This window comes from Streptomyces sp. NPDC051555, from assembly GCF_044454405.1.
Classification (GTDB): Bacteria; Actinomycetota; Actinomycetes; order Streptomycetales; family Streptomycetaceae; genus Streptomyces.
In genome coordinates this window covers 42292-54666 of the sequence record NZ_JBITDP010000025.1, presented here as the reverse complement: position 1 = coordinate 54666, position 12375 = coordinate 42292, and the positions used below count along the sequence as shown (strand labels likewise).

Below are 12375 nucleotides of genomic sequence, written 5' to 3'. Positions count from 1 at the left end.
CCGGGGGCCGGGCTAGGGGGTGTCCGCGAAGCGGACGCGGCCGCCGATGTCGATCGTGCCGTCGGGGCCCGGGGCGGTGAGGATCTGGGAGCCCGCGCCCTGGGTGATGTTCAGGGCGCGGTTCAGCTGGGCGGTCAGCAGGAGCGCCGCCGAGCCCGTCGCCTCGTCCTCGACGATCGCCTTGTCGGGGCGGCGCGGGAAGCCGCGGGCCCGGATCCGGCCCGCCCGCTCGTCCTCCCAGGCCCACGCGTACAACCAGCCCTCGCCCGGCGGCGGGGCGGGCAGCGCCTCGACCTCGGCCGCGCTCGCGTACTGCTCGGTCCGCTTGCCCTCGACCCATTCGGCGCGGGCGGTGATCCAGGTGAACTCCCCGTCGTCGCGGGCCCATACGGCGCCCGCGGGCGGCTGCAGCTCCTCGATGTCGAGCAGCCAGGCCACCCCCACCAGGGGGTGTCCGGCGAAGGCCATCCGGGTGCCGGGGGTGCGGATGTCGACGACCCCGCGTTCGGGGTCGTCGACGAACACCGTTTCGCTGTAGCCGAGTTCGGCCGCCAGCGCCTGTCGGGAGGCGTCGTCGGGACACCGGCTGCCGTCACGCACGACGCCCAGCAGGTTGCCGAACCGCCCGTCGCCCGCGCAGAACACCTTGAGCACGTCGAGATCGTTCACGCGGGCATTCAAACACGGGGCGTGTTCAGCCGCGCAGGGTCCGGCGCCGGCGGGCCACGAACACCGCGCCCGCGCCGGCCGCGATCACCGCGCCGGAGGCGGCGAGCAGGGCGCCCGCGGGGACTTCGGCGCCGGTGGAGGCGAGGTTGCCGCCCGCCGAGCCGCCGACGCTGCCGCCGCCCGCCGTGCCACCCGTACCGCCCGTACCGCCGGTGGTGCCGGAGCCGCCCGTGGTGCCGGAGCCGCCGGTGGTGCCGCCCGTACCGCCGGGCAGGGTGGCGTCCTTGTCGACGGTGACGGCGAGGTTGATGTCGTCGAAGCGCTCGCCCTTCGGGTACATGGACTTGTCGCCGTCGAGGAAGGCGGCCGAGCCCTCCTGGGTGAGGGCGGCGCGGACGCCGTTCAGGGCGAGCACCCCGTTCGCCGTCTTGTAGTCGGCCTTCGGGAGGCTGAGGGTCGCGAAGGGAACGGCCTTCTTGTCGAGCGTGGGCGTCTTCACGTCCAGGATCAGCACGCCCGTCTCGCCCGCGGCGGTGATCCGCGGGTTGGCGAAGGTCATGTCGATGTGGTGGTCGGCGAACTGGAAGCGCAGGTTGCCCGCGAAGGAGGCGTCGAGCTTGCGCGTCTTGGTGTCCAGCGTGCCCTTGCCCGCGGTGAAGTCGAAGGTGTCGCCGTTCTTGACCGCGCCGTCCGCCGGGGTGACCGTGCCCTTGCCCTTGAGGACGTAGTTGCGGAAGGACTCCTTCAGGCCCCAGGTCAGCTTGCCGCCCAGGATCTGCTGCGGGCCGTCGGCCGACGGGGAGGGCGAGGAGGAGGCCGAGGCGGAAGCCGAGGAGGAGGGCGAGGCAGAGGTGGAAGCGGAGGTCGACGGGGACGCGGAGGCCGAGGCCGAAGCCGAAGCCGAAGCCGAGGTCGACGGGGACGGCTTCGGGAGCTCCAGCTGGGAGGACAGCGGGTCACCGGCAATGCCCGCGTAGTCCGCGGAACCGAGCTGGTCCGCGAACTCCTTGGTGAGCTTGGTGGTCAGCTTGTCCATCACCGGCCCGGTGAAGCCCACCGCGGCCAGCGGGACTCCGGCGCTCGCCACGCCGTTCTTCTTGACGTCGCCGGTCAGGACGCCCGTACCGGTGTCGAAGCGCAGGTTGCTCACGGTCACCTCGAAGCCGTGCAGGGTGGACTTGAAGGTGACGCTGCCCTTGAAGGCCGCGGTGATGACGTGGCCCCCGTCCTTGTCGTACTGCCCGGTGGCCGAGCCGAAGGTGAAGGTGTTGTCGGCGTTCTTCACGGCCCCGTCCGCCGCGGTGATCTCGCCCTTGGCCATGCCGAGGACGTAGGTGCGGTAGCGCTCCAGCACCCCCCAGGTCAGCGTGCCGCCCAGGATCGGGACGGGGGCGGCCTTCTCCGCGGCGGGCCCGGCGACCGGGGCGGAGCCCACCGCCGTCGCGGGCAGGACGAAGGCGGTGGTGCCGAGTGCGGCGGCGGTGACGACGGCGGCCGCGACGGCGATCGGGCGACGGAGGGAGGACATGGCTGAGGACTCCAGAGAAGGAAAGGAAGGGGGAAGGAGCGCGGGAAGGGGTGTGCGCGTCAGTCGGTGGCGGGGGTGTCCGCCGGGGAAGCGGCGGGGGTGTCCGCCGGGGCGGCCGCGGCCGTACGGCGCTTGCGGACGACCAGGAAGGCGGCGCCGCCGGCGAGGACCAGGACGGCCGCGCCGAGGGCGACGTACGTCTCCGTGCCGATCGAGGAGGCGGACGCGGCCTGGTCGGCGGCTCCCGCCGGGACGGGGGTGGCGCTCTGCGGGGCGGCGGCCGCCGGGGTGGGCGAGGCCGTCGAGCCCAGGTCGGGCAGGGCCGGCAGCTGCGCGGTGGCGTCGAGCGCGATGGCGAGCGAGACGGGGTCCATCTCGGTGCCCGCCTTGTACATCGAGCCGAAGGCTTTGGAGCCGCCCTCGGTCAAGGTCGCGGGGGCCTCGGTGAGGGTGGCGAGCTTGGCGTTCTTCTCGTCGACCTTGAGTCCCTTGGCGTCAAACTCGGCGAGGGCGACGGCGTTCTCCGTCCTGCCCGCGGTGGTGACGTCGGCGCTCAGGACACCCTTGCCGTTCTCGACCTTGACGCCCACCTTGCCGAGCGTGAGGTCGAGGTGGGCCCCGGTGAACCGGACGCTGCCCGCGAAGGCCGCGTCCAGGGTGCCCTTCGCGCCGTCGTACGCGCCCTTGCCCTGCGGGAAGCGGAACACTGCGCCGCCGTCCTGCGCGCCGTCGGCGAGGGTCCACTTGCCCTGGCCGATCGAGCCGGTGACGTACTCGCGGAAGGTGCGCCGGACGCCCCAGTCCACGGCGGCGTCGGCGAAGGCGCCCTGCGGGGTGGCGGTCGTGGCGGGCGGAGCACTGGTCTGCGCGCCCGGGGTCCGGGCGCCGCCCGCGGCGGCCAGCACGTCGGCCGAGAGCGAGACCGGGTCGAGCGCGGCGCCGGCCGCGTAGTAGCCGGCGAAGGACTGCGCGCCCTGGCTGGTCAAGGTGGCGGGGACATGGGTGAGAGCGAGCGGGCTGCCGCCGCCCTTCATGTTGATCCCGCCGAGGCCGAGGGTGGCGAAGGGGACCTGGGACCGGGTGCTGACGGCGCCGGTGTCCTTGGCCTTGCTGGTCACGTCGACGTAGAGGGTGCCGGCGCCGCCCGCGATCTTCACGGTGGGGTTGCTGACGCTCAGGTCGAGTTCGTAGCCGCCGTCGGGCTTCTGGTGGCCCTGGAAGGTGACGCCGCCGGTGAAGGCCGCGCGGAACTCGCCGCTGTCCGGATCGTAGGAGCCGGTCGCGGAGTGGAAGCGGAACAGGCTGCCGCCGACGGTGGCCGCGCCGTTCTTCAGCCGGAAACTGCCTTTCGCGACCGGGCCGGTGACATAACTCTGGAAAGACGATTTGACCCCCCAGTCGAGCCGCCCTCCCTGAACCGTGCGGCTCGCGGCCTGCGCGGTGGTCGGGAGCAGCGCCCCCACCAGGGCCGCCAGCACCGTCACCAACAGGGCGACGGCGGGCGTGCGGACGGGTCGTGCGGACATGAATGTCCCCTCCAGGGTCTGGCAAGTCAGGTTAGGCTAACCTAAGCTACATCCGGTCGGGTGTGGAACCCCCCGGTCAGCCAGATCCACTCGAACTCCAGTCGGACGACAGGACGGTGCCTTCGTGCCTACGCCCGCCGCGTCACCCCGCTTCCCCCGCCTCGCCGTCGCCCTGGCCGCCGTACTGGCCCTCGGACTGACCGTGACGGGCTGCGGAGGTACGGCCAGGACCGCGGGCACGCCCGCCCATGCCCCCGCCGCGCCGGACCGGGTGGAGCCGCTCTCCCCCGCGCCGTCCCCGGCCCTGCCGGTGACCGTGCCCTCGGCCGACGGCGCGAGCGTCACCGTGGCCTCGGCGGACCGGATCATCCCGCTCACCGGCAGCCTCAACGAGATCGTCCAGACCCTGGGCCTGGGCGACCGGGTCGTCGCCCGGGACATCACCGCCACCTTCGAACAGGCCGCGAAGCTGCCGGTGGTGACGCGGGCCCACGACGTGTCCGCGGAGAGCGTGCTCTCGCTGCGGCCGACGCTGGTGATCGCGGAGACCACGACCGGCCCGGCCGAAGCGATCCAGCAGATCCGCGACGCGGGCATCCCGCTGCTGGTCGTCGCACCGGCCAAATCGCTGGCGGACGTACCGAAGCGGATCGAGGCGGTGGCCGCCGCGCTGGGCGTCAAGGACGCGGGCGCGCAGCTGAACCAGCGCACCACCGAGCGGATCGACGCCGCCCGCAAGGCGATCCCGGCCTCGGCGACCGGCTCGGGCAAGAAGCCGCGGGTCGCCTTCCTCTACCTGCGCGGCACCGCCTCCGTGTATCTGCTGGGCGGCGCCGACTCCGGCGCGGGCTCGCTGCTGGAGGCCGCGGGAGCGGTGGACGCGGGCAAGGAGTCCGGCCTGGCCAAGGACTTCACCCCGATCACCAGCGAGGCGCTGGCCGCCGCCGCACCCGACGCGATCCTCGTCATGACCAAGGGCCTGGACTCGGTCGGCGGCGTCGACGGGCTGGTCAAGATCCCGGGCGTGGCCCAGACCCCGGCGGGCATGGACCGCCGCGTGGTCACGGTCGACGACGGCGTCCTGCTGAACTACGGCCCGCGCACGGACCAGGTCCTGACCTCCCTCGTCGCCCAGCTCTACGGCAAGGCCGCCTGACGTGACCCTGACCCACAACGAGCCCGTCGAACCCGCCGACCACGGCCCGGCCCCGGCCCCCGCGGCCGCCTCTGCGGATCCGGCACCGGCGGCCATGGCCCCGGCCCCGCCCCCGGCCGAGCGCCGCGGGCGCGCCGCGCTGCTGACCGCCGCCCTGGTCGCCGCGCTGGTCGTGCTCGCGCTCGTCTCCGCCGGGACGGGGGCCTACCGGATCCCGGTCGGTGACGTGCTCGGCTCCCTCCAGCACCACCTCGGGCTCGGCGGCGCCCGCCTCGACCGCGTCGGCGAGAGCGTGCTGTGGAACGTACGCCTGCCGCGCGTCGTGCTCGCCCTGCTCGTCGGGGCCAGCCTGGGCTGCGCGGGCGCGCTGATGCAGGGCGTCTTCGGCAACCCCCTCGCCGAACCGGGGGTCATCGGCATCTCGGCGGGCGCCGCCGTCGGCGCGGTCGCCGCGATCGGCCTCGGGCTGACCTTCCTCGGCAATTGGACGATTCCCCTCTGCGCCTTCGTCGCGGGCCTGGTCACCGTCTCCGCCGTCTACCTGCTCTCCCGCAACGGCGGGAAGACCGAGGTCGTCACCCTCATCCTGACCGGCATCGCGGTCAACGCCTTCGCGGGCGCCCTGATCGGCCTGTTCGTCTTCTTCGCGGACAGCGGCCAGGTCAACCAGATCACCTTCTGGCAGCTCGGCTCGCTCGCCCAGGCCACCTGGCCCAAGGTGCTCGCCGTCCTGCCGTGCGCCCTGGCCGGTCTGCTGCTCGCCCCCTTCTACGCCCGCAAGCTCGACCTCCTCTCGCTCGGCGAGCGCCCCGCCCGCCACCTCGGCGTCGACGTCGAACGGCTGCGCCTCGCGCTGGTCCTGGTGGTCGCGCTGCTCACCGCCGCGGCCGTCGCCGTCGCCGGAGTCATCACCTTCGTGGGCCTGCTCGTCCCGCACCTGCTGCGCATGGCCAACGGTCCCGGCCACCGCTTCCTGGTGCCCGGCAGCGCGCTCGCCGGCGCCGTGGTCCTGGTCGCGGGCGACCTGGCCGCCCGGACCGTCGCCCAGCCCGCCGAGCTGCCGCTCGGCGTGCTCACCGCCCTGATCGGCAGCCCGTTCTTCTTCTGGCTGCTGCGTCGCACCCGCCGCAAGCAAGGAGGCTGGGCGTGACCAGCACCGCACCTGCCACCGCCAGCGCACCCGGGGAGGCCACCGCCGGCTTCCGCCGCGGCAGGTTCGGCGGCCTCTTCGGGCGCCGGGGGCGCAGCGTGCCGCAGCGGCCCGCCGCCGGCAGCGCCCTCGCCGAGGCCGCGGGGCTCCGCGTGCGCCACGGCGCGCGCGAGGTGCTGCGGGGCATCGACCTGACCGTCCGGGCCGGGGAGGTACTGGCCCTGGTCGGCCCCAACGGCGCCGGGAAGTCGACACTGCTGGCCGCGCTCGCCGCCGATCTGCCCGCCGCCTCCGGGTCGGTACGGATCGACGGCCGCGCGGTCGGTGACTGGCCCGCGCTCGACCTTGCGCTGCGCCGCTCCGTGCTGCCCCAGGCCGCCGCGCTGGCCTTCCCCTTCCCGGTGGAGGACGTGGTGCGGATGGGCCGCGCGCCCTGGGCCGGCACCCCCTTCGCCGACTCCGACGACCGGCTGGTGGCCGACGCCATGGCCGCCACCGAGGTCACCGACTTCGCCGCGCGGCCCTTCGCCGCGCTGTCCGGCGGCGAGCGGGCCCGGGTCGCCCTCGCCCGCGTGCTGGCCCAGGCGGCGCCGTTGCTCCTGCTCGACGAGCCGACGGCCGCCCTGGACCTGCGCCACCAGGAGCTGGTGCTGCGGATCTGCCGGGAGCGGGCGGCGGCGGGGGACGCGGTGGTCGTCGTCCTGCACGATCTGGGGCTGGCGGCCGCGTACGCCGATCGGGTGGCGGTGCTCCACGAAGGGCGCATCGCGGTCGACGGACCTCCGGCCGAGGTGTTCGAGGACGGCCTGCTGAGCCGCGTCTACCGGCAGCCGGTGGAGGTCCTGGCGCATCCGCGGACCGGTGCGCCGCTGGTGGTGCCGGCGCGTTCCGGCCGGACTTGACCTGCGCTTGACCTGACGTTGGGAGTGTCATGACGGGGCCGTGACGGCCCCGTGTCCGGCGTGCGGAGGTGAGAGCTGAATCACTGGACGAGTGGGTATCGGTGAGGTAAGCCTCGGTTAAGTTAGGTCCGCCTCACCCAGCCTTCGCCCTCGCCAGGAGCCTCCATGCGATCCGCAGCCCGCTTCACCGTCTTCACCGCGGCCGCCGCCGTGGCCGCGCTCACCGCCGTCACGGGCTGCGCCCAGAAGAGCGACGCGGGCGACGGGGCGATCAAGGTCGCGGCCTCGGACACCGCCTGTGACGTCTCCAAGAAGGAGACCCCCGCGGGCAAGGTGCAGTTCGAGGTGGAGAACAAGGGCTCCAAGGTCACCGAGCTGTACGTCTACTTCCCGGACGGTCGCATCGTGACCGAGAAGGAGAACATCGGCCCGGGCACCAAGGCGTCCATCACCGCCGAGATCAAGCCGGGCGAGTACGAGGTCGCCTGCAAGCCCGGCATGAAGGGCGACGGCATCCGCCAGAAGCTCAAGGTCACCGGCGAGGGCGGCGAGAAGCGCAGCCCCGAGCTGGACGCGGCCGTCGCCGAGTACCGCAAGTACGTGCAGGCGCAGGCCGACGAGACCCTGCCCAAGACCCAGGTCTTCGTGGACGCGGTCAAGGCGGGCGACGTCGAGGCCGCGAAGAAGGCGTACGCGCCCTCGCGCATCGGCTGGGAGCGCACCGAGCCGGTCGCGGAGTCCTTCGGTGACATCGACCCGAAGACCGACACCCGCCAGGACGGCCTGGAGGCCGGGCAGGCGTGGACCGGTTGGCACCGTCTGGAGAAGGCCCTGTGGGCCGACAACAAGATCGGTGACGAGGAGAAGAAGCTCGCCGACCAGCTGATCACCGACCTCACCGACTGGCAGAAGCGCGTCGGCACCGCGGAGATCACCCCGACCTCGATGGCCAACGGCGCCAAGGAGCTCCTCGACGAGGTCGCCACCGGCAAGGTGACGGGCGAGGAAGAGACCTACAGCCACACCGACCTGGTCGACTTCAAGGCCAACGTCGAGGGCGCGCAGAAGGCCTACGAGCTGCTGAAGCCGGCGGCCGCCAAGAACGACCCGGCGCTCACCAAGCAGCTGGACACCCAGTTCGTGGCGCTGAACGCGCTGCTGGACAAGTACCGCGCGGACAAGAACGGCTACGAGTTCACCTCGTACGACAAGGTCGGCGCCCCCGAGCGCAAGGAGCTCTCGGACGGCGTCAACGCGCTGGCCGAGCCGCTCTCCAAGCTCGCCGCCGCCGTCACGAAGTAAGCGGGAGGCTCCGATGTCCGACACGACACCCGACCCGGCACCCGGCTCCGACGCTCCTGCCGACGCCACCGACGCCGCACCCGTCGCGGGCCGGGGCGCCGCGCCCTCGCGCCGCTCCGTCCTCGGCTGGGGCGGGGCCGGCCTGGCGCTCGGCGCCGCCGCGGCGGGCGGTACGGTCGCCGCCCTCACCAGCGGCTCCGACGCCGTCCCCGCGGCCTCCGCGGGCGCGGCCGTGCCCTTCCACGGCGAGCACCAGGCCGGCATCGCCACCGCCGTCCAGGACCGGCTGCACTTCGCCGCCTTCGACGTGACGACGAAGGACCGCGCCGAGCTGATCAAGCTGCTCAAGGACTGGACCGAGGCGGCCCGCCTGATGACCGCCGGTCAGGCCGTCGGCGAGGGTGCCTTCGGCGGTCTCGCGCAGGCGCCGCCGGACGACACGGGCGAGGCCGTCGGCCTCAAGCCGTCCCGGCTGACCCTGACCATCGGTTTCGGCCCCGGCCTCTTCGCCAAGGACCGCTTCGGACTGGAGGGCAAGCGCCCGGACGCCCTGGTGGACCTGGAGCTCTTCCCCGGCGACAACCTGGACCCGGCCCGCTCCGGCGGCGACCTGTGCGTCCAGGCCTGCGCGGACGACCCGCAGGTCGCGGTGCACGCCATCCGCAACCTGGCCCGCATCGGCTTCGGCAAGATCGCGGTGCGCTGGTCGCAGCTCGGCTTCGGCAAGACCTCCTCCACGACGCCCGACGCGCAGACCCCGCGCAACATGATGGGCTTCAAGGACGGCACCCGGAACGTCTCGGGCACCGACGAGAAGGCCCTCGCCCAGCACGTGTGGGCGACCGCGGGCGACGGCAGCGCCTGGATGGCCGGTGGCTCGTACCTGGTGGCCCGCCGCATCCGGATGCACATCGAGACCTGGGACCGCACCTCCCTGCAGGAGCAGGAGGACGTCTTCGGCCGCGACAAGGGCGAGGGCGCTCCGGTCGGCAAGTCCAAGGAGCGCGACGAGCCGTTCCTGAAGGCGATGAAGCCGGAGGCGCACGTGCGCCTCGCGCACCCGGACAGCAACAGCGGCGCGACCCTCCTGCGCCGCGGCTACTCCTTCACCGACGGCACGGACGGACTGGGCCGCCTCGACGCGGGCCTCTTCTTCCTCGCCTACCAGCGCGACGTCCGCAAGGGGTTCGTGCCGGTGCAGCGCAGCCTGTCGAAGAGCGACGCGCTCAACGAATACATCCAGCACGTGGGTTCGGCCGTCTTCGCCGTCCCGCCGGGCGTCCGCGACAAGGACGACTGGTGGGGCCGGACGCTGTTCGCATAGGCGCGGGAAGGAACCGACGTGTTCAGCAACTACCTGATCGGGCTGCGCGAGGGGCTGGAAGCCAGCCTGGTCGTCTGCATCCTCATCGCCTACCTCGTGAAGACCGGGAACAAGGACAAGCTGGGACCGCTGTGGCTCGGCGTGGGCCTGGCCGCCGCGCTGTCGCTGGCCTTCGGCGCGGGCCTGGAGTTCGGCACCTCGGAGCTGACCTTCCAGGCCCAGGAGGCGATCGGCGGCAGCCTGTCGATCATCTCGGTCGGCCTGGTGACCTGGATGGTCTTCTGGATGAAGCGCACCGCGCGGCACCTGAAGAGCGAGCTCCAGGGCAAGCTCGACGCCGCGCTCGCGATGGGCACCGGCGCGCTGGTGACGACCGCGTTCCTGGCCGTCGGCCGGGAGGGCCTGGAGACCTCGCTGTTCGTGTGGCGTTCGGTGCACGCGGCCGGTGACGGCGCGGGTCCGCTGATCGGCGTACTGCTCGGCATCGCCACCGCGATCGTGCTGGGCTGGCTGTTCTACCGGGGCGCGCTGTCGATCAACCTGGCGAAGTTCTTCAAGTGGACCGGCGGCATGCTCGTCGTCGTCGCCGCGGGCGTGCTCGCGTACGGCGTCCACGACCTCCAGGAGGCCGACTTCCTGCCCGGTCTGAACAGCAGGGCCTTCGACGTCTCCGGGACGATCCCGCCGGACAGTTGGTACGGGACCCTGCTCAAGGGCACCTTCAACTTCCAGCCGGACCCGACCGTGCTCCAGCTCACCGTGTGGGCGCTGTACCTGGTCCCCGTGCTGGCGCTGTTCCTCTACGCGGGGAAGGCGCCGGCCGCACCGCAGAAGGCCGCGGTCGGCGCCGAGAGCCAGAAGTAGGCGACTACCAGAGCCGATCGATCGTCCCCGAGTACAGGCCGATCCGGGTCCCCGCGAAAGCGGCCGGGTCGGCCTGAGCCGTGAAGAAGGCGGCCATGACCACCTTGTCGAAGCCGGGTGCGTCCGTGGCCAGCGGGTCCTGGGGGGTGCCGCCGACCAGGACGGCGCCGGGCAGCGCCCGGAAGCCGGCCGCCCCGTAGAAGGGGGCCAGCTCCCGGTCGCAGCTGAAGAGGGCCAGGTCCGGCCCCGGTCGCTCCGCCAGTGCGGCCCGCGCCGCCGCGACCAGGCGGCCGCCGTGGCCGCGCCCGCGCGCGTCCGCCCGGGTGACCACCGCGCTCGGACCGGCGGCCCGGTACGTGCGCCCCGCGTGCCGGACCTCCTTGTGCAGCAGGGTCAGGGACGCGGCCACCGAGCCCGCCGCGTCGAGGAGCAGCATCGCGCGGGGCGCGAGGGCCGGGTCGTGGCCGGGCGCGGCGCCGGGCCAGGCCTGCGCCTCCAGGGCTTCGACCTGCGCGGCCAGTTCCGCGGGCACCGCGGCCGCGTCGTACGAGAGCACCCGCGCCCGCGCCCCGCTCACGTGATCCGCGCTCCCGCGCCGCCGACCCGCACCCGGGGGTCGCCCGCGCGCAGCTCGACGCTCAGCACGCCGGGGCGGCCCATGTCCGTGCCCTGGTGCAGGGTCAGGGAGGCGTCGGCGGGGACCAGGCCCAGCTCGCGCACGTACGCCCCGAAGGCGGCCGCGGCGGCTCCGGTGGCCGGGTCCTCGACCACCCCGCCGACCGGGAAGGGGTTGCGGACGTCGAAGACGTCGGGCGCGGTGCGGTGCACCAGCTGGACCGTGGTGAGGTCCAGGCGCCGCATCAGCGCCTCCAGGCGGGCGAAGTCGTAGGCGAGGTCGGCGAGCCGCTCGCGGGTGGCGGCGCCGAGCACCAGGTGCCGGGCCCCGGCGTAGGCGATCTTCGGCGGGAAGGCCGGGTCGAGGTCGGCGGCGGGCCAGTCCAGGGCGGCCAGCGCCTCGGCGAGGTCGGCCGCGCCGATCTCCTCCAGGTGCGGCTCGACGCTGGTGAGGGTGGCGCGCAGGACGCCGTCGGCGTCCTCGGTCACCGACACGGGGACGGTGCCGGCGCGGGTCGCGAAGACCAGCTCGCCGGGGCCGGTGCGCTCGGCCAGGGCCACGGCGGTGGCGACGGTGGCGTGGCCGCAGAAGGGCACCTCGGCCTTGGGGCTGAAGTACCGCACGGTGAAGCCGCGGCCGGCCGGGGCGGCGAGGTCCTCGGGCGGGGCGGTGAGGAAGGCGGTCTCGCTGTACCCCAACTCCGCGGCGATCCCCAGCATCCGGGCGTCGTCGAGCCCGCTCGCGTCGAGCACGACCCCGGCGGGATTCCCCCCACCGGGATCAGCGGAAAAAGCGGTGTACCGGAGGATCTCAGTCGTCATGATCGCCTCAACCCTCCGCCCCCTTCCCCCATTCCCGCCCCCCGCGGCCACCATCTCGACCAACGCCCGCCGAAACCAGCCCGCCCGGCGATTGAGGGCGCACGTCCAGCCCGCACTGTCGCGGCCCACGCCCGCCAATCCAGCCCGCCCGGCGATTGAGGGCGCACGTCCAGCCCGCACCCACGCGACCAACGCCCGCCGAACCAGCCCGCCCGGCGATTGAGGGCGCACGTCCAGGCCGCACCCGCGCGGCCCACGCCCGCCAAATCAGCCCGCCCGGCGATTGAGGGCGCACGACCAGGCCGCACCCGCGCGGCCAACGCCCGCCGAACCAGCCCGCCCGGCGATTGAGGGCCCGCCGGAGGCACGAAGGTGCGGGCCGGACGCGGCTCCGCATGCCTCCGGCGGGGGGGGGGGGGGCCCGGGCGGGGGGGGGGGGGGGGGCGCGGGGGGGGGCGCGGGGGGGGCCGGCCCGGCCCCCGCGGGGGGGGGGGGCGCGCCGCGGGGGGGGGCCCGC

The 12375-nt window shown here is 74.0% G+C and carries 11 protein-coding genes; 6 read left to right on the top strand and 5 right to left on the bottom strand.

Annotated features, from left to right (window positions below):
* Positions 1–12: 12 nt before the first annotated feature.
* From ACIBEA_RS35450 to ACIBEA_RS35440, 3 genes are read right to left on the bottom strand one after another with little or no spacing between them, the layout of a single operon-like run.
* Positions 13–669, bottom strand: a complete 657-nt coding sequence (locus tag ACIBEA_RS35450; RefSeq protein ID WP_399267307.1) for a PhzF family phenazine biosynthesis protein — start codon at positions 667–669, stop codon at positions 13–15.
* Positions 670–694: 25 nt separating this feature from the next.
* Entirely contained in the window at positions 695–2197 is a 1503-nt protein-coding gene (locus tag ACIBEA_RS35445) for an HtaA domain-containing protein (RefSeq protein WP_399267306.1), read from the bottom strand.
* Between the two features lie 59 nt (positions 2198–2256).
* Positions 2257–3723 carry an HtaA domain-containing protein gene (locus ACIBEA_RS35440; protein ID WP_399267305.1) on the bottom strand — a complete coding sequence of 489 codons (1467 nt, stop codon included), beginning with the start codon at positions 3721–3723 and terminating at the stop codon, positions 2257–2259.
* A gap of 124 nt (positions 3724–3847) precedes the next feature.
* Between ACIBEA_RS35440 and ACIBEA_RS35435 the strand changes: the two genes are divergently transcribed.
* The 6 genes from ACIBEA_RS35435 to efeU all read left to right on the top strand — a co-directional run bounded on the left by ACIBEA_RS35435 (position 3848) and on the right by efeU (position 10421).
* Entirely contained in the window at positions 3848–4879 is a 1032-nt protein-coding gene (locus tag ACIBEA_RS35435) for a hemin ABC transporter substrate-binding protein (protein WP_399267304.1), read from the top strand.
* A gap of 94 nt (positions 4880–4973) precedes the next feature.
* Complete coding sequence (locus ACIBEA_RS35430) at positions 4974–6029, top strand: FecCD family ABC transporter permease (protein ID WP_399267373.1); 1056 nt, start codon at positions 4974–4976, stop codon at positions 6027–6029.
* Positions 6030–6127: 98 nt separating this feature from the next.
* Complete coding sequence (locus ACIBEA_RS35425; RefSeq protein ID WP_399267372.1) at positions 6128–6931, top strand: heme ABC transporter ATP-binding protein; 804 nt, start codon at positions 6128–6130, stop codon at positions 6929–6931.
* A gap of 165 nt (positions 6932–7096) precedes the next feature.
* Positions 7097–8233 (top strand): iron uptake system protein EfeO, encoded by a 1137-nt coding sequence (efeO, locus tag ACIBEA_RS35420; RefSeq protein WP_399267303.1) that lies wholly within the window; start codon positions 7097–7099, stop codon positions 8231–8233.
* 13 nt (positions 8234–8246) lie between these two features.
* On the top strand, positions 8247–9557 hold the full coding sequence (efeB, locus tag ACIBEA_RS35415; protein WP_399267302.1) for an iron uptake transporter deferrochelatase/peroxidase subunit: 1311 nt from the start codon (positions 8247–8249) through the stop codon (positions 9555–9557).
* Positions 9558–9575: 18 nt separating this feature from the next.
* A complete protein-coding gene (gene efeU / locus ACIBEA_RS35410) occupies positions 9576–10421 on the top strand; it encodes an iron uptake transporter permease EfeU (protein ID WP_399267301.1) in 846 nt (281 codons plus the stop codon).
* 4 nt (positions 10422–10425) lie between these two features.
* On the opposite strand, the gene ACIBEA_RS35405 is transcribed toward efeU, so the two are convergent.
* Together ACIBEA_RS35405 and ACIBEA_RS35400 are read right to left on the bottom strand one after the other, a co-directional pair.
* Complete coding sequence (locus tag ACIBEA_RS35405; protein WP_399267300.1) at positions 10426–10998, bottom strand: GNAT family N-acetyltransferase; 573 nt, start codon at positions 10996–10998, stop codon at positions 10426–10428.
* Positions 10995–11858, bottom strand: a complete 864-nt coding sequence (locus ACIBEA_RS35400; protein ID WP_399267299.1) for a PhzF family phenazine biosynthesis protein — start codon at positions 11856–11858, stop codon at positions 10995–10997. The genes ACIBEA_RS35405 and ACIBEA_RS35400 overlap by 4 nt, the downstream gene beginning before the upstream one ends.
* Positions 11859–12375: the final 517 nt, after the last annotated feature.

Excerpts from the sequence above, each read along its gene's own strand:
- ACIBEA_RS35400 (WP_399267299.1), bottom strand. The coding sequence starts at position 11,858 with ATGACGACTGAGATCCTCCGGTACACCGCTTTTTCCGCTGATCCCGGT.
- efeO (WP_399267303.1), top strand. The coding sequence starts at position 7,097 with ATGCGATCCGCAGCCCGCTTCACCGTCTTCACCGCGGCCGCCGCCGTG.
- ACIBEA_RS35430 (WP_399267373.1), top strand. The coding sequence starts at position 4,974 with ATGGCCCCGGCCCCGCCCCCGGCCGAGCGCCGCGGGCGCGCCGCGCTG.
- ACIBEA_RS35440 (WP_399267305.1), bottom strand. The coding sequence starts at position 3,723 with ATGTCCGCACGACCCGTCCGCACGCCCGCCGTCGCCCTGTTGGTGACG.
- efeB (WP_399267302.1), top strand. The coding sequence starts at position 8,247 with ATGTCCGACACGACACCCGACCCGGCACCCGGCTCCGACGCTCCTGCC.
- ACIBEA_RS35445 (WP_399267306.1), bottom strand. The coding sequence starts at position 2,197 with ATGTCCTCCCTCCGTCGCCCGATCGCCGTCGCGGCCGCCGTCGTCACC.